The 15,934-nt window shown below is 72.5% G+C and carries 11 protein-coding genes and 1 pseudogene; 4 read left to right on the top strand and 8 right to left on the bottom strand.

Features of this window, described 5'->3' with window-relative positions; all coding sequences use genetic code 11:
* Window positions 1-59: 59 nt before the first annotated feature.
* Window positions 60-1,495: pseudogene (locus ACQEV8_RS01180) on the bottom strand (CAP domain-containing protein).
* 278 nt (window positions 1,496-1,773) lie between these two features.
* Here ACQEV8_RS01180 and ACQEV8_RS01175 point away from each other — a divergent pair.
* Window positions 1,774-3,018 carry an SGNH/GDSL hydrolase family protein gene (locus tag ACQEV8_RS01175; RefSeq protein WP_432956554.1) on the top strand — a complete coding sequence of 415 codons (1,245 nt, stop codon included), beginning with the start codon at window positions 1,774-1,776 and terminating at the stop codon, window positions 3,016-3,018.
* Between the two features lie 65 nt (window positions 3,019-3,083).
* Here ACQEV8_RS01175 and ACQEV8_RS01170 read toward each other — a convergent pair whose 3' ends face one another.
* The 4 genes from ACQEV8_RS01170 to ACQEV8_RS01155 form a co-directional block, all read right to left on the bottom strand.
* Entirely contained in the window at window positions 3,084-6,020 is a 2,937-nt protein-coding gene (locus ACQEV8_RS01170) for a helix-turn-helix transcriptional regulator (RefSeq protein WP_432956552.1), read from the bottom strand.
* Window positions 6,021-6,136: 116 nt separating this feature from the next.
* The gene (locus tag ACQEV8_RS01165; protein WP_432956550.1) at window positions 6,137-6,499 is read right to left on the bottom strand and encodes a UBP-type zinc finger domain-containing protein; all 363 of its coding nucleotides are present in this window, start codon (window positions 6,497-6,499) and stop codon (window positions 6,137-6,139) included.
* On the bottom strand, window positions 6,496-7,941 hold the full coding sequence (locus ACQEV8_RS01160; RefSeq protein WP_432956549.1) for an ATP-binding protein: 1,446 nt from the start codon (window positions 7,939-7,941) through the stop codon (window positions 6,496-6,498). The genes ACQEV8_RS01165 and ACQEV8_RS01160 overlap by 4 nt, the downstream gene beginning before the upstream one ends.
* Complete coding sequence (locus ACQEV8_RS01155) at window positions 7,938-9,614, bottom strand: FAD-dependent oxidoreductase (protein ID WP_432956547.1); 1,677 nt, start codon at window positions 9,612-9,614, stop codon at window positions 7,938-7,940. The genes ACQEV8_RS01160 and ACQEV8_RS01155 overlap by 4 nt, the downstream gene beginning before the upstream one ends.
* Window positions 9,615-9,812: 198 nt before the next feature.
* Here ACQEV8_RS01155 and ACQEV8_RS01150 point away from each other — a divergent pair, with 198 nt between their 5' ends.
* A complete protein-coding gene (locus ACQEV8_RS01150; protein ID WP_432956545.1) occupies window positions 9,813-10,688 on the top strand; it encodes a universal stress protein in 876 nt (291 codons plus the stop codon).
* 30 nt (window positions 10,689-10,718) lie between these two features.
* On the opposite strand, the gene ACQEV8_RS01145 is transcribed toward ACQEV8_RS01150, so the two are convergent.
* From ACQEV8_RS01145 to ACQEV8_RS01135, 3 genes are all read right to left on the bottom strand, one after another.
* On the bottom strand, window positions 10,719-11,951 hold the full coding sequence (locus ACQEV8_RS01145) for a DUF4032 domain-containing protein (RefSeq protein WP_432956543.1): 1,233 nt from the start codon (window positions 11,949-11,951) through the stop codon (window positions 10,719-10,721).
* Between the two features lie 41 nt (window positions 11,952-11,992).
* Window positions 11,993-12,739 (bottom strand): MBL fold metallo-hydrolase, encoded by a 747-nt coding sequence (locus tag ACQEV8_RS01140; RefSeq protein ID WP_432956541.1) that lies wholly within the window; start codon window positions 12,737-12,739, stop codon window positions 11,993-11,995.
* 115 nt (window positions 12,740-12,854) lie between these two features.
* Window positions 12,855-13,478: an alpha-ketoglutarate-dependent dioxygenase AlkB gene (locus tag ACQEV8_RS01135; RefSeq protein WP_432956539.1), complete on the bottom strand. Its 624-nt coding sequence runs from the start codon at window positions 13,476-13,478 to the stop codon at window positions 12,855-12,857.
* Window positions 13,479-13,595: 117 nt separating this feature from the next.
* Here ACQEV8_RS01135 and ACQEV8_RS01130 point away from each other — a divergent pair, with 117 nt between their 5' ends.
* Both ACQEV8_RS01130 and ACQEV8_RS01125 read left to right on the top strand, forming a co-directional pair.
* A complete protein-coding gene (locus tag ACQEV8_RS01130; RefSeq protein WP_432956536.1) occupies window positions 13,596-14,228 on the top strand; it encodes a TetR/AcrR family transcriptional regulator in 633 nt (210 codons plus the stop codon).
* A 17-nt stretch (window positions 14,229-14,245) separates the two neighbouring features.
* Window positions 14,246-15,919: an FAD-binding dehydrogenase gene (locus ACQEV8_RS01125; protein ID WP_432956534.1), complete on the top strand. Its 1,674-nt coding sequence runs from the start codon at window positions 14,246-14,248 to the stop codon at window positions 15,917-15,919.
* The last annotated feature ends 15 nt before the right edge of the window (window positions 15,920-15,934 follow it).

Below are 15,934 nucleotides of genomic sequence, written 5' to 3'. Positions count from 1 at the left end.
GGCCTCCCTCCGCCAAGATCGCAAGCGGGGCTGACGGCCCGGAGCGAGGTGGTGCGGTGTCAGGCGCCGAAGAGCTGCGTCCAGTAGGTGCCCGCCCGGCCGCCGCCGGCGAAGCCGATGCCGATGTGGGTGAAGCCGGGCTTGAGGATGTTGGCCCGGTGACCCGGGCTGTTCATCCAGCCCTCCACGACGTCGCGGGGGAGCGCTGGCCGCAGGCTATGTTCTCGCCGATGGAACGCCGGGCGGACCCCGCCGCGGCGGCCCGGTCCCAGGGCCGGCTGCCGTCCGGCCCGGTGTGCGAGTAGAAGGCGCGGGCCACCATGTCGGCGCTGTGCGCCTGTGCCGCGGTGGTGAGGAGAGGGTCTACGGCCAGGGGCGGGAGCCCGGCCCGTGCGCGCTCCCGGTTGGTGAGGTCGGTGACGGCCGCTGCCGTGCCCAGCAGCCCGTCCGCTGTGAAAGGCCGGGCCCACAGCGCGGTCCAGTAGGTGTCATTGGAAGGGCCGTTGTGGACGTGGGCCAGTCCGGTGTGGGTGAAGGCCGGGTCGAGCAGGGTGCGGCGCGGCACGTCGGTGCGCATGCAGTACGCGACGAACTCGGCGGCTGTGCGCGGGCCGGACACCAGGTGCTCGCCGATGGTCAGGTACGCGTACCCGGCGCCGGTGACGCGCTGGTAGACGGTGACACCGTCCCGGCTGCCGACGCCGAGATGTCCCGTCATCGCCATGGCGGCGGCGTGCTCCCGGGCGGCGGACGCCAAGCGGGCGTCGAGGGTCGTCGGGGGTGAACCAGCCTCGGCGCGCGCGGAGTTGACCAGGGTGACGAAGCCGTCGGGACCGGGTGCGACGGGCGCGAGGACGGGAGGTCCGGGGGAGTGGGCGACACGGTCGGCCGGTTCGGTCCCGGTCCGGTGCCGCGCACCAGAAACCCGGGCCCGCCCGGCCGTGGGCGTGAAGGCCGCTTGCCGCGCCCCGCCGTCGAGCGGGCCGGGCCGCGAGCCCGGCCCGGACGTGTCGTCCGCGACATCGACGCCGAAGTCCCGGGCCACTCCCGCCAGTCCGTCGGCGTACCCCTGGCCCAGGGCCCGCAGCTTCCAGCGGTCGCCGCGCCGGTAGAGCTCTGCGAGCAGCAGCACCGTCTCCTGACGGGGGCGCGGCGGGGTGAACCGGGCGAGCGGGTGGCCGCCGGCGCCGGCGCCGGCGATGTGGAGTGTGGGGGAGGACAGGCGGCCGAAAGTGATTCCGGGCTCGGCGGGGCTGACGGCGACGGTGACCCGGGTGGCACCGGCACGCAACCTCACAGGGTCCACGGTGAGGGTGTCGCCCCGCAGCACGGCTCCCGGCGCGGTCGGCTGGTTGTAGAAGACGAAGTCGCCGTCGCCCCCGGCCTTTCCGCTGTCGTCCGTGATCAGCGCGGACACGTCGAACGGCCCGGGCACCCGGACGGTCACCGCGCCGCCCGGCAACGCCAGATTGCCGCCGGCGGCCAACTCGCTGATCACGTCCGGACAACGGCCTGGGAAGCGCGTGGGTTCCCACCGGAGCCGGGTCCCAGCACTTCGAGTGCGATCCCTTGCTTGTTCCCTTGACGCCGGCGACCGCAAGGACGGCGACCTCTGCCGCGGCGGGGAGCCCCCTTCGACAGGGCCGTGATCGAGAGGCTCGTCCCGGTCGCGGCAGGGGCGTGTGCGCAGCGTGGGAGACCGCACCACTACCGTGTCGTACGCCGGGACCACCCCGGACGATCGCCCGCCGACCGGCCGAAGGAGCGCCGACGATGCCCCGCACCGCCCGCCCCCGCCGACGCACCGCCCTGGCCGCCCTCTCCATCTGCCTCGTGCTGGGCTGCGGAGCCGGTGCTACGCCCCAGGGGGACGAGCAGGCCCGGCCGCCCAGCGCTCCGGCGGAGCCGGGGGACGGTGTGGTCACCTGGGCCTCCTCGGTCGACCGCTTCGGCGAGGCGGCCGGCGGCCGCGGCTACCGGTTGGTGGTGCACACCAGCGTCGGCGGCAGCGGCCTGCGGGTGCGGCTGTCCAATGCCTTCGGCGACCAGCCGGTGACCTTCGGCAACGTCCACGCCGGCCTGCAGCGGGACGGAGCCGCGCTCGTACCCGGCAGCAACAGACGCCTGACCTTCGACGGAGCGCGCTCCGTCACCGTCCCGGCCGGCGGCATCGTCCACAGCGACCCGCTGCCCGGCCATGTCCCCGCCGCGAGCTCGCTCGCCGTCAGCCTGTACGTCGCCCGGGCGGGAGGTGCGCTCACCGGGCATTGGCTGGCGATGCAGACGTCGTACACCGCCGAGGGCGACCACACCGCGGAGGAGAGCGCGGCCCACTGGAAACAGCGGACCGGCTCCCGGTTCTACCTCGACGCCGTCACCGTGCGGCCGCGGTCCACGGCGGGCGCCGTGGTCGCCCTGGGCGACTCCGTCACCGACGGCTGGCAGTCCACCGCCGACCTCGACCGGCGCTGGCCCGACTACCTCGCCCGCCGGCTGGCCAAGTCCCCCACGACGACCGTCAAAGGGGTGGCCAACGCGGGGATCGCCGGGAACAGGGTCCTGACCGACGGTCCCGGGCAGAGCGCCCTGCACCGCCTCATGCGGGACGCGCTCTCGCTGCCGGGCGTGCGCACGGTGGTCCTCTTCCAGGGCGTGAACGACATCAAGTTCGAGCCGGGCGTCACGGCCGCCGAGCTGATCGCGGGATACCGCACCCTGATCGACCGGGTGCACGCGGCCGGCAAGTGTGTCGTCGGCGCCACGATCGCCCCCTTCAAGGGCTGGCCGGAATGGGACCCCGCCGGTGAGGCCGTGCGGCAGAAGGTCAATGCCTTCATCCGGAACAGCGGCGAGTTCGACGCGGTCGCCGACTTCGACCGCGTCCTGCGCAGCCCCCACGACCCCGAGCGGATCGACCCGGTCTTCGACGGCGGCGACCATCTGCACCCCAACGACAAGGGGATGCGGGCGATGGCCGACGCCGTCGATCTCGAGAGCCTCGACTGCGGGAACCGCTAGCCCCGCCACGACCAGGGCCTCGGCGCCTCGCCGGCGTGCTCACCCGGTCATGTCGGTCGTCCCGGTCAGCCGGACGCCGACGGCTCCGGGGTGATCAGACCTTCCCGGTAGGCGATCGCCACCGCCTCGCCGCGGCTCGACGCGCTCAGCTTGGCGAGGATGTTGGAGACATGGACGCTCGCCGTCTTGCCGCTGATGAACAGCTCGTCGCCGATCTGCCGGTTGCTGCGGCCGAGGGCGAGCAGCCGCAGTACCTCCTGCTCGCGTGCGGTGAGTACCCCGGCCCGGTCGTCGGTGCCCGGTGTGTCCGAGAGCCGGCCGCGCCGGACCAGGGCGTCGAGCTGCTCCCGCAGCGGCGTGGCGCCGAGGGCGTCGGCGGTCTCCCGGACCGCCCGGGCCTGAGCCACCGCCTCCTCGCGCAGCCCGGCCACGACCAGGGCCTCGGCGTACCGCAACCGGCAGCGCGCCCGCTCGTAGACCTCGCCGTAGCCGAACGCCTCCACCGCCTCCGACCAGGCCGCCGCGTCCGGCCCCGACACGGCCCGGAGCCACTCCGCCTCCGCCCGGGCCAGCCAGGCCTGCCCCTCGGGACCCTGGGGAGTGCCGTCCTTGCCGCCCGCGGCGGTGGCCCGCGCCAGTTCCACCAGTTCGGTCGCGGTGTCCGTCCAGCGCTGAGCCCCGGCCTCGTCGCCGGACAGCCGCAGCCCGGCTGCCGCGTCGGCCACCGCGGACAGCGCAAGGGCGGCGAGCCGGACCGTGACGCCCGGGCGGGGAACCGCCTCGTCGGCCAGGGCCGTGACCGTGGACCGCACCCACCGCACCGCCTCCTCGGGATCGCCGCGCAGCCCCGCGGCGTCCGTGAGCACGATGCCGGCGACCAGGGTGGCCATCCAGTCGAAGGGCCCCTCCAGCAGGGCACGTGCCCGGTCGGCGGCGGCCAGATCGCCACGCGCCAGCGCCACGTACAGCGCGGGACCGACCGTGTAGCCGCCGGCCGCCGGCAGCACCTCGGCGTCGGCCGCTGCCGCGCGCATGCACTCGTCCCAGCGGCCCAGCACATGCAGCACCAGCAGCCGCAGGTACCGCATCTCCAACGGGTACGTCGAGGACAGCAGCCCGGCGCGCCGGGCCCGGTCCAGGCCCTCGCTCAGCCAGGGCACGCACTCCGCCAGCGCACCGGACTCGTAGCAGCCCATGGCCAGGTTGAACAGGGCGCGCAGCTCCACGAGAGCGTTGCCCGAACTCCGGGCCAGTTCCCGGGCCTTGATCAGCCGCTCACGGCCCTCCGGGCCGCGCCGCCCGTCGCCGTCGAACACGGCCAGGGAGATCAGCAGATCCGCCTGGGCGTCGGTCACCCGCAGCCGCTCCGCCACGCCGAGGGCCCGGTGGGCCACCCGCAGCGCGGTCTCGTTCTCCCCGACGTGGCGTGCGGCCAGGACATGGGTGGCCGCCGCCCACACCCAGGTACGCGACGGCGGATCCTCGGGAATCATGCCCAGGGCCTCGCTGCTGTAGGCGAACGCCGCCGTCAGGCTGTCGACGCTCAGCAGGTTCCCGGCGAGGGTGTAGCGGACCCGGGCGGCGAGCTCGGAGCCGGTGTCCTGGCCGAGTTCGGCCAGCGCGGACCGGCTGAGGGAGACCGCGCGATGCAGCTCCCCGGCATGCGCGGCAGCGGCCGAGGCGCGCAACGTCAGCGTCACCCGGTCCACGCCCCCGCCCGAGGGCCGGGCTTCGGGGCCCACCGCGGGCCACAGATCGAGCGCGGCTTCCAGATGCCGCTGCTCCTCGGCGGGCGCACCGACCCGCTGGGCATGGTCGGCGGCCTCCAGGGATGCGGTCAGCGCCTCGGCGAGGTCGTGGCTCTCGCGGTAGTGGTGGGCGCGCTCGGCAGCGCTCTCGGCGGTCCGGCCGCGCCCGGCGAGCAGCCGTGCGAACGCGCCGTGCAGTCTCGCCCGCTCCCCGGGGAGCAGATCCGCGTAGACGGCCTCACGCGCGAGGGCGTGCCGGAACGAGTACGTGTCGTCGTCCCCGGCCACGAGCAGCTGCCGTCCCACCGCCTCGCGCAGCGCCGACTCCAGTTCCTCCTCGGGCAGCCCCACTGCCTCCCGCAGCACCTCGTGCTCCACCCGGCGCCCGGCGACGGCCGCGGTCCGCAGCACCTGCTGCGCGGTGTCGGAGAGTTGCTCGAAACGGATCAGCAGTACATCGGCGAGTCCGCCGGGCACCCCGCCGGGCTCCGAGTCGGTGGCCGCGAGCAGTTCTTCCGCGTAGAAGGCGTTCCCCTCGGCGCGCTCCACGATCCGCCGCACGGTGCTGTCCGGCAGCGGCCGGTCCTCCAGGGCACGCACCAGCCGGGCCACATCGGGATCGGCCAGCGGCCGCAGCTCCAGCCGTTCCACGGCGGGCAGCCGTATCAACTCCGCCAGCAGCGGCCGCAGCGGATGCCGTCGGTGCAGGTCGTCGGCGCGGTACGAGGCGAGAACCGCCAGCCGGTGCCTGAGGACACCCCGGCCGAGCAGGAAGCGCAGCAGATCCCGCGACGACTGGTCGGCCCAGTGCAGATCCTCCAGCACGAGCAGCAACGGGGCGACATCCGCCGCATCGGCCAGCAGCCCCGCCATCCCCTCGAACAGCCGCAACCTCCCGTCCACGTCCCGCACCCCGTCGGACCCGGCCCCCAGCAATCGCTCGACGACAGGGTGCGCGGCCAGAGCGCCCGCGAACCGCTCGTCGGCGGCCAGCACCCCGAGAATCTCGGTGAACGGCAGATACGGCAGCCCGACGTCCCCGAGATCCACACAATGCCCGGTGACGACGGTCATCCCGGCCCCAGCGGCCCGCCCGGCCATCTCGTCCAGCACCCGCGTCTTACCGACCCCGGCGTCCCCGGCGACCAGCACGGCCCGCGCTTCCCCGGCCCGCGCACGCTCCAGTACGCCCGTGAGCCGGGCGAGTTCGGCATCCCGTCCGACGACCGGCGTGACCAACGAAGCCTGTGGCACTGAACCAACCTTCTTTTCTTGGGGGCGCGGGGCTGTGACATGGTGCGGCTCCGCCGCGTGGGCGCGATCGACCACGAACAACCCGCAGCTGCCGTGTCTCAGACCGCCCCGAGCTCCTAGGCCCGCAACACCTTCGCCCAATCAACCGGCACCCGCCCCGCAGGCCCCGGCGTCGGCTGATCCGCAGGATGACTCACGGGCGGAACCAGTTCAGGCCCGGCCTCGTACAACTCGTTCGCCGAGTAGTCCCAGTACCAGTCCTCCCCGGGCTCGAAGCTCTGCACCAGAGGATGCCCAGTGGCCCGGAAATGCCCCGTCGCATGCTTCGCGGGCGAACTGTCACAACACCCCACATGCCCGCACTGCGCACACCGCCGCAGATGGAACCACCACCCCCCGGCCGCATCGCACTCCACGCACCCGTCGCTGCTCGGCGGCACGCCCGGCTCGATGCCGTCGCCACCACTGTCGCCACTCATGAAGGCTCCTCCTCGACCGAAGTGAGCGGAAGCAGCACCTGGAACCGTGTGTCCCCCGGCTCCGACTCCACCTGGATGCTCCCGTGGTGCTTGTTGACCACGATCCGCCAGGAGATGTCGAGGCCGAGCCCGGTCCCCTCACCCACCGGCTTCGTCGTGAAGAACGGATCGAAGATCCGCCCCCGGTCCTCCGCCGGAATGCCGACACCCGTGTCCCGGAACTCCACCAGCAGCCGGTCGTGGTCCGGAGCCGTCCGCACGGTCAACGTCCCCGAACCGCCCGCGCTGTTGATGGCCGACACCGCGTTGTCGATCAGGTTCGTCCACACCTGGTTGAGCTCGGCCGGGTACGCCGGGATCCTCGGCAGCGTCCGGTCGTACTCCTTGACGACTTTGATCTCCTTGCCGATCTTGGCCGACAGCATCAGCAGGGTGGAGTCGAGGAGTTCGTGCACATCGGCGTTCTGAAAGGGCGCCCGGTCGAGCTGCGAGTACTGTTTCGCCGCGTCGACGAGATGCGAGATGCGGGTGGTCGAGTCGTTGATCTCGTCCATCAGCAGCTCGGTCTCGACGGTGTAGTTGAGCCACCCGATCGCGCTCGGGAGCATGTCCTCGTCGACGGCCGCCGCGACCTGGTCCAGCCAGTCCACGTCGAGACCGGCCTGGACGAACGTCGGCGCGATCCGCCAGCCGTCCGGGATGCCCCGGTCGTCGAGCCAGTCGCTGAGTACGTCCTCCCGGTCGGAGGCCTCCAGCGGACTGAGCGTGGGGGCCTTGGCGACCCGCTCGGCGGTGCGCTCCTGGATGTCGATGAGGTTCGCCATGACCTCCGGGGAGTACGACCCCTGCGCGATGACGGCCAGCTTGTGGCGCATCTTGCCGACCCGCTCCCGCAGCGTCGCGGTCGCCCGGACAGCCGCGGCGGCGGGGTTGTTGAGCTCGTGGGTGAGCCCCGCGGACAGCGAGCCCAGCGCCAGCAGCCGTTCACGCTGACCGATGGCCCGCTGGGTGCTCTTCGAACCGAAGAACAGCCCCTCCAGCAGATGCACCGCCATCGGGAACCACTCCTGCATGATGTCCGCGAACGTGTCGGCGGGCAGCACGAAGAACCGCGTCGGCTCGGTGACGCGCATGGAGTTGTTGTAGACCTGCCGCACCCGGTCGCCCAGATACGCCTGCATGGACCCGGCGTACACCCCGCGCTGGGAGGTCCGGGTCACCTCCACGTCGTCCCCGCCGACCCGGCGGTACAGCACGACCGTGCCCTCGAGCATCACGTAGAAGCAGGTGGCGGGCTCGCCCTCGGTGTACACCGGACCGGGCTCGAACCGCTCCACCCGCCCCTCGCCGCACAGCCTGCCGAGCTGCTCGGGCGTGAGCTTCTCGAACAGGAACAGCGCCCCGACCTCCTGGGGGTTGCAGGGCATCGACTGCCCGCTCATGACTGCTCCAGATACCGGTGGACGAGCATCACGGCCATGGCTCCCTCTCCGACGGCGGACGCCACGCGCTTGGCGGACTCGGCACGGGCGTCGCCCGCCACGAACACGCCGGGCACATTCGTCTCCAGGTGGTACGGCGGCCGGTCCAGCTCCCAGTCCTCGGGCGGGCGGCCGTCAGGGGTCATATCGGGCCCGGCGAGGATGAAACCGCGCTCGTCCCGCAGCACCGTGCCGTCCAGCCAGTCGGTCAGCGGGGCCGCGCCGATGAACACGAACACCCACTGCGCGTCGACCTGTTCGGTGTGCCCGCTGTCCACGTCCCGCAGAGTCAGCCGCTCCAGATGCCCGTCGCCGTGCGCGGCCTCGACGACCGTGCGGGAGCGCACCTGGATGTTGGGCGCGTCGTCTATCTGCTGGATGAGGTAGTGCGACATCGACGCAGACAGCGACTCGCCACGCACCAGCAGCGTCACCGACTTGGCGCCCCGGGACAGATACATCGCCGCCTGCCCGGCGGAGTTGGCGCCGCCCACGATGTACACGTCCTGCCCCTGGCAGGAAGGGGCCTCCGTCAGGGCCGACCCGTAGAAGACCCCGCATCCGGTCAGGTCGTCGCAGCCGGGCGCGGCCAGCTGCCGGTAGGACACGCCGGTCGCCAGGATCACGCTGTGCGCGGCGACCGCCGAGCCGTCGGAGAACCGTACGATCCGGGCGGCGCCGTTGACCTCCAGTGCCGTCACCTCGCGCGCGGTGAGGATCTCGGCGCCGAACTTCGCCGCCTGCCGCCGCGCCCGGTCGGTGAGCTGCCCTCCTGACACACCGTCGGGGAAGCCCAGGTAGTTCTCGATGCGTGAGCTCTGCCCCGCCTGCCCGCCGGTCGCCGACCGCTCCACCAGCACCGTGCGCAGCCCCTCGGAGGCGCCGTAGACGGCCGCGCCGAGCCCGGCCGGCCCGCCGCCGATCACGACCAGGTCGTAGAAGTCGGCCGTCGGGGTCGTCGCAAGACCGACCCGGGCGGCGAGGTCGACGGCCTCCGGTTCGACCAGGGGCGTGCCGTCCGGCGTGATGACCACCGGCAGCCGCATCCCGTCCGTGCCGGCCGCGGCCAGCAGCCGCCGGCCCTCCGGTTCCTCGGCGGAGTACCAGCGGTACGGCACCTGGTTGCGGGCCAGGAACTCCCGGATGTCCGAGGACCGCGACGACCAGCGGTGTCCGACGACCTTGGTGCTGGGCACGGGCCGGAAGTCACTGGTCCGCCACGCCTGGAGCAGATCGTCGAGCACCGGGTAGAGCTTCTCCTCGGGCGGGTCCCACGGCTTGAGGAGGTAGTGGTCGAGGTCGACGACGTTGATCGCGTCGATCGCCGCGTTGGTGTCCGCGTACGCCGTCAGCAGCACCCGCCGCGCGCCCGGGTACACGTCCAGGGCCCGTTCGAGGAACTCGATGCCGTTCATCTGAGGCATCCGGTAGTCGGCCAGGATCACCGCCACGAGATCGCCGCGCAGCTTCAGCTCCCGCAGCGCGTCGAGCGCGGACTCGCCGGACTCCGCGCGCACGATCCGGTACGACGCGCCGTACCGCCGCCGCAGATCCCGGGCCACGGCCCGGGAGACTCCCGGGTCGTCGTCCACGGTCATGATGACGGTCCGTGCCGCGTCGGCGGCCTGTGCCATACGTCCCCCACACCGGGCGGTCGACTCACGGCACGGCGTCCCGGGGCGCCGCGCCGGCCTTCGCCCATCGTATGTTCGATCGCCGAGCGGCGCTCCGAAACGGAGATCATCCCGGGCGGTCCGGAACTCGTAGGGGTGGTGAGGAGGGGTAGTGAAGACTGGACGCACGCAGTGACCGTTCCTCAGGGAGGCAGCCGGATGACACGCCCGATCACCGCAGGAGTCGACGGATCGCAGGAGAGCGTCGCCGCTCTGTCCTGGGCGGCCCGGGAGGCAGTGCGGCGCGGGCTGGCACTGCGGGTGGTGCACGCCTGGCGGGCCCAGCCGCAGGAGGCGCCCGAAGCGCGGATCGCCGGGGACGCCGACGGCCAGGCGGAGTGGGTGCGCAGCGCGGTGGACGAGGCCGTCGGGACCGTCACCGAACGGCACCCGGAACTCGACGTGAGCACCGACATCGTGCAGGGGCCGGCCGTCGACACCCTGCTCGCCGCCGCTGCCGATGCCGAGCTGCTGGTGCTGGGCTCGCGGGGGCACGGGCGGATCGTCGGCTTCCTGCTCGGTTCGGTCGGCCAGCAGGTGATCGCCGGGGCCGCCCGGCCCGTCCTCCTCGTCCGCGCGGGCGACGAACCCTCGGCCGAGGCAACCGGACGCGAGATCGTCGTGGGCCAGCAGGGCGACCCGGAGGACAGCGCCGACGCGCTGCGCTTCGCCTTCGAGACGGCGGCCGCGCGCGGGGCGACCGTGCGGGTCGTACGGGCCTGGACCCTGCCGCCCGTGTTCGCCTACAGCCCCGGCTCGCTGAAGCTCCTCGACGAGGCCGGGGGACTGGAGCCGTACGAGAGGAAGAGCCTCGCCGCGGCGGTCCGGCCGTGGCGGGACCGCTTCCCCGGCGTACCGGTGGAGGAGCACGTGGAGATGGGCAGTGCCGCCCAGGTCCTGCTGTCGGTGGCCGGGACGGCCCAGCTGATGGTCGTGGGCCGCCGGGCGCACCGTACGGCCGTCGGTGCCCGGATCGGCTCGGTGGCGCACGGCATGCTGCACCACGCGGACTGCCCGGTCGCCGTGGTGCCGTGAGCCCGACTCGTACCTGACGGCCGCGGCTGCTCAGTCCGCGGTCGGCTGCAGCGTCTTGCGGGCCTTGGGCAGGATGTTCCGGATGTAGTCCTCGACCGCGGTGTCGATGCCGATGTCGTGCTGGGCCCGCTCGGACATGTACCAGCGGTGTTCAAGGAGCTGGTGGTAGATCTCCGCCGGGTCCACGGCGCCGCGCAGCTCGGGCGGCACGGCCCGCACGGTCGGCCGGAACACCTCCCGTACCCAGCGGTGCGCGAGGACCTCCGGACGGGCGCCCAGCGGGTCGCCCGGCGCGTAGTCGTCCTGGGTCGCCATCCAGCTCTCCAGGTCGTTCAGCAGCCGCCGGGCCTGGTTCTCCTCGGTGTCGAGGCCGGTCAGGCGCAGCAACTGCCGCTGGTGGTGGCCCGCGTCGACGACCTTGGGCACGAAGCTGACCGTGTCACCGTTCGAGGCATGCTCGATCTGCATCTCGGCGACGTCGAAGCCGAGTTCGTTCAGGCGGCGGATCCGGCGCTCGATGTGCTGGTACTTGCCGGCCGGATAGACGGAGGTGCGGGTCAGCTCGTCCCACAGGCCGCGGTAGCGGGCACAGATCTCCATGCCGAACTCGATGGGGTCCACGGACGGGTGCAGCGCCCCGGACGCCTCCAGGTCCAGCAGCTCCCCGCTGATGTTCACCCGGGCGAGGTCCAGGTCGTACTCGCGCTGTCCCACGCTGAGCTGCGGATGCAGATCACCGGTCTCGGCGTCCACCAGATAGGCGGCGTAGGCACCCGCGTCCCGCCGGAAGAGCGTGTTGGACAGCGAGCAGTCGCCCCAGGCGAACCCGGCCAGGTGCAGCCGCACCAGCAGCACGGCGAGCGCGTCCATCAGCCGGTGCATGGTGGCCGGGCGCATGGTTGTCTCGAACATCGAGCGATAAGGCATCGAGCCGCCGAGGTGCCGGGTGATCAGGACGCTCTCCAGCGGGGCGCCGTCCGCGGCGGTGCGGCCGGTCACCACGGCAAGGGGGTCCACCGACGGGATGCCGAGCCGGTCCAGGTCGCGCAGCATGTCGTACTCGCGCTGCGCGGGCCGCGCGGCCAGTTCCTTGACGGCGATCACCTCGTCGCCGGCGCGGGAGTAACGCACCACGTGCCGGGAGATACCGCGCGGCAGCGGCACCAGGTACTCCTCCGGCCACTCCTCGAGGGGCACGTCCCACGGCAGTGCCAGCAAGAGCGCGGGATGCTCGGGGTTGGTCGCGCTGATCTGCAGTGCCATGGGCCGGGTGTCCTTGTCTCGCCGCCGGTCGTCACATCAGATTAGAGGGCGAGCTCGCGGGCCCGGTGCGCGGCGTCCCTCACCGGACCGCGGTGGACCGGCCCGTGCCCCGGCAGCAGCACCTCGCCCTCCAGTTCCGCGAGCAGGTCCAGGGAGGCCAGGGCACGCGGGCGCTCGTGGTGGAACATGTCCGGCAGCAGCTGCGGCCCCTCGATCCGCGAGGTGGGGTGTCCACTGACCAGGGCGTCGCCGGAGATCAGCACGCCGGTGTCCGGCACGTGGTAGGCGCAGTGCCCGTCGGTGTGGCCCGGCGTGTGCACCGGAACGGGCCGGCCCGGCAGGTCCAGGGCGCCCGCCGTGGGGAACGGCTCTGGGGCCGTGACCGGGTTGTGCGTCGTGCCGCCGGAGCGCAGCGCGTGCACCACCCACGGCAGCACACCGGGGCGCCAGCCGTTCTTCAGTACCGTCCCGACGGACACCTGGTGCAGGAACTCCCGGCGCGCGTGCGGCACCTCGGTCTCGTGCAGGTGGACGGGCGTGCCGTAGGTGGCGCGCAGGTACTCGGCGGAACCCAGGTGGTCGTTGTGCGCGTGCGTGATCAGCACGGCCGCGACCGCCTCGGGCGAGCTGCCCACGTCCGCGAGCGAGGCGAGGACCTGCTCCCTGTCGCCGGGGTAGCCGGTGTCGACCAGCGTGACGGCGTCCCCCTCCGTGAGGATCACCCAGTTGGTGTTGGAGCCGTGCACCAGGTAGGTGCCGTCCGCGACTTGCCGTACGTCTGCCCGCATGATCGCCCCGCGTTTGTGGTCCCAGCCCGACGTGAGAAGGAAAGCAGATCCCGCGACAGGCGGAATCACCGGGTCCGCGATCAACGGCCCGCGCGCCAGGGCGGTTCGGTCGGCCTCAGTGCACGCCGTGCGGGCGGAACTGCACGCTGACGCGCGGCCCCGTCGCCCGCGTGCTCTTGGGTACGGAGTGTTCCCAGGTGCGCTGGCAGGAGCCACCCATCACGACGAGGTCGCCGTGGCCCAGAGGCCTGCGCACGGTGTCCCGGCCACCCCGCATCGGGCGCAGCAGCAGATCCCTGGGTGCGCCCACCGACAGGATGGCGACCATGGTGTCCTCGCGGGCCCCGCGTCCGATCCGGTCGCCGTGCCAGGCCACACTGTCCCGGCCGTCGCGGTAGTAGCAGAGCCCGGCCGTGGTGAACGGCTCGCCCAGTTCGCCGGCGTAGTGCGCGGAGAGGGCGTCCCGCGCCTCGTCCAGTACCGGGTGCGGCAGCGGGTCGTCCGCGCCGTAGAACGCGAGCAGCCGGGGGACGTCGACGACGTGGTCGTACATCGTGCGCCGCTCCGCACGCCACGGCACCTCGGCGGCCAGCTGTTCGAACAGGTCGTCGGAACCCCGGAGCCATGCGGGCAGGGTGTCGAGCCAGGCGCCGAATCCGAGGTCGGTGCGGCTGATCCCGTCGAGAGGACCGAGGCGCAGCTCGTCGGTCTGGTCGAAGAGGGAGCCCTGGAGGTGCATGTGCCCAGCGTACTCCGTAATCGAAAATATGTTCCATCAATATGAGGGACTTCCACGCGGGAGGCTTTCGATACATCGGTGTATCGAATACAGTCATGTATCGAAAGGGGGCCGGACATGGCCGTGGAGGGGACGACGGGGCGGGTGACCAGGCGCCGGGTGCGCACGCGGGCCAATCTCCTGGACGCGGCGTTCTCCGTGTTCGCGGCCAAGGGCTTCGGCCACGTCTCGATCGAGGAGGTCTGTGAGGCCGCCGGCTACAGCAGAGGCGCCTTCTACTCCAACTTCTCCAGCCTCGACGAGCTGTTCTTCGCCCTCTACCGCGAGCGGGCCGACCTGATCGCCGAGCAGGTGTCGGAGGCCCTCGCCCTCGACGGACCCGGCCTCGACGTGCCGGCCGCCGTGGACCGCGTCACCGACGTGCTGCTCCTCGACCGGGACTGGCTCCTGGTGAAGACGGACTTCCTCGTGCACGCGGCCCGCGACCCGGACGTGGCCCGCAGCCTGCTGGAACACCGCGCGCGGCTGCGGCAGGCGATCGCCGACCGGCTCGGCCGGGCCCGCGGGCACACCGCACTGCCCGCCGTCCTGGGCGACACGGACGGCGCCGCCCGTGCCGTGGTCGCGGCGTACGACGGCGTCACCACGCAACTGCTGCTGGACCGGGACGTCGAACACGCCCGCGCCTGGCTGAAGCAACTGCTCACGGCCCTGCTGACCGACGGCAGCGGCACCCCCGGTCAGAACTGAGGAAGGGAACGGTCGTCATGGACGCCGACGTCATCGTCGTAGGAGCGGGCCTCGCCGGCCTGGTCGCGGCACACGAGCTGACCCGCGAGGGCCGCAGGGTCGCCCTCGTCGACCAGGAGAATGCCGCCAACCTCGGAGGGCAGGCCTTCTGGTCCTTCGGCGGGCTGTTCCTCGTGGACTCGCCGCAGCAGCGGCGCCTGGGCATCAAGGACTCCTTCGATCTCGCCTGGAGCGACTGGCGGGGCAGCGCGGGCTTCGACCGGCTGGACGACGAGGACTCCTGGGCCGTGCGCTGGGCGCGCGCCTACGTCGAGTTCGCCGCGGGGGAGAAGCGGTCCTGGCTGGACGGGCACGGCATCACCTTCCTGCCCACCGTCGGCTGGGCCGAGCGCGGCGACCTCACGGCGCACGGGCACGGCAACACCGTGCCCCGCTTCCACGTCGCCTGGGGCACCGGAACCGGCGTGGTCGAACCGTTCGTGCGCTACGCCAAGCAGGCAGCCGGCGACGGCCTGCTCACCTTCCACCACCGCCACCGCGTCGACGAACTGGTCGTCGAAGGCGGCACCGCCCGGGGCGTACGCGGCACGGTCCTGGCCGAGGACACCTCACCCCGCGGCGTCGCCTCCAACCGGGACCCGATAGGCGAGTTCGAACTCACCGCCCAGGCCGTCGTCGTCACCAGTGGCGGCATCGGCGCGAACCACGACATCGTCCGCCGCTACTGGCCCGAACGCCTCGGTACCCCGCCGCAGGAGATGGTCACCGGCGTACCCGCCTACGTCGACGGGCGGATGCTCGACATCAGCGCCGAGGCGGGCGTACGGCTGGTCAACCGCGACCGCATGTGGCACTACACCGAGGGCCTGCGGAACTGGGACCCGATCTGGCCCGGCCACGGCATCCGCATCCTGCCCGGCCCGTCCTCGATGTGGTTCGACGCCCTCGGCCGCCGTCTGCCCGGGCCCTGCCTGCCCGGCTACGACACCCTCGGCACCCTGAAGCACCTGCGCACCACCGAGGACATCGCCGGGTACGACCACTCCTGGTTCATCCTCACCCAGAAGATCATCGAGAAGGAGTTCGCGCTGTCGGGCTCCGAGCAGAACCCCGACATCACCGCCAAGGACCGAGCCGGGTTCCTCAAGGAACGCATCCTCGGCAAGGGCGCGCCCGGACCGGTCGACGCGTTCCTGCGCAAGGGCGCCGACTTCGTGACCGCGACCGGCCTCGAACAGCTCGTCGCGAAGATGAACGACCTCACCGACAAGCCGCTCCTCGACGCGGCCGGGATCAAGCGCCAGATCGAGGCCCGCGACCTGCAGATCGCCAACCCCTACGCCAAGGACGCCCAGGTGCAGGGCATCCGCAACGCCCGCCGCTACATCGGCGACCGGCTCGGCCGGGTCGCCACCCCGCACCGCATCCTCGACCCGGCGGCCGGTCCCCTGATCGGCGTCAAGCTGAACATCCTCACCCGCAAGACCCTCGGCGGCATCCAGACCGACCTCGACTCCCGCGCACTCGGGGTGGACGGCAAGCCGGTGGAGGGGCTGTACGCGGCGGGCGAGGTCGCCGGCTTCGGCGGCGGCGGTGTCCACGGCTACAACGCGCTGGAGGGCACCTTCCTCGGCGGCTGCCTCTTCTCGGGCCGGGCGGCGGGGCGGGCGGCGGCGAAGCAGACCGCCTGACGAGCGGGCCCGCCT

Origin of the sequence: Streptomyces sp. CA-179760, assembly GCF_050937045.1 — a bacterium.
Lineage (GTDB): Bacteria > Actinomycetota > Actinomycetes > Streptomycetales > Streptomycetaceae > Streptomyces.
Note: the sequence above shows the minus strand (reverse complement) of the source record. Positions and strands in the feature narration are given on the sequence as shown.

Coding starts and splice junctions, on each gene's coding strand:
- ACQEV8_RS01175 (WP_432956554.1), top strand. CDS start 1,774: ATGCCCCGCACCGCCCGCCCCCGCCGACGCACCGCCCTGGCCGCCCTC.
- ACQEV8_RS01165 (WP_432956550.1), bottom strand. CDS start 6,499: ATGAGTGGCGACAGTGGTGGCGACGGCATCGAGCCGGGCGTGCCGCCG.
- ACQEV8_RS01160 (WP_432956549.1), bottom strand. CDS start 7,941: ATGAGCGGGCAGTCGATGCCCTGCAACCCCCAGGAGGTCGGGGCGCTG.
- ACQEV8_RS01155 (WP_432956547.1), bottom strand. CDS start 9,614: ATGGCACAGGCCGCCGACGCGGCACGGACCGTCATCATGACCGTGGAC.
- ACQEV8_RS01150 (WP_432956545.1), top strand. CDS start 9,813: ATGACACGCCCGATCACCGCAGGAGTCGACGGATCGCAGGAGAGCGTC.
- ACQEV8_RS01145 (WP_432956543.1), bottom strand. CDS start 11,951: ATGGCACTGCAGATCAGCGCGACCAACCCCGAGCATCCCGCGCTCTTG.
- ACQEV8_RS01140 (WP_432956541.1), bottom strand. CDS start 12,739: ATGCGGGCAGACGTACGGCAAGTCGCGGACGGCACCTACCTGGTGCAC.
- ACQEV8_RS01135 (WP_432956539.1), bottom strand. CDS start 13,478: ATGCACCTCCAGGGCTCCCTCTTCGACCAGACCGACGAGCTGCGCCTC.
- ACQEV8_RS01130 (WP_432956536.1), top strand. CDS start 13,596: ATGGCCGTGGAGGGGACGACGGGGCGGGTGACCAGGCGCCGGGTGCGC.
- ACQEV8_RS01125 (WP_432956534.1), top strand. CDS start 14,246: ATGGACGCCGACGTCATCGTCGTAGGAGCGGGCCTCGCCGGCCTGGTC.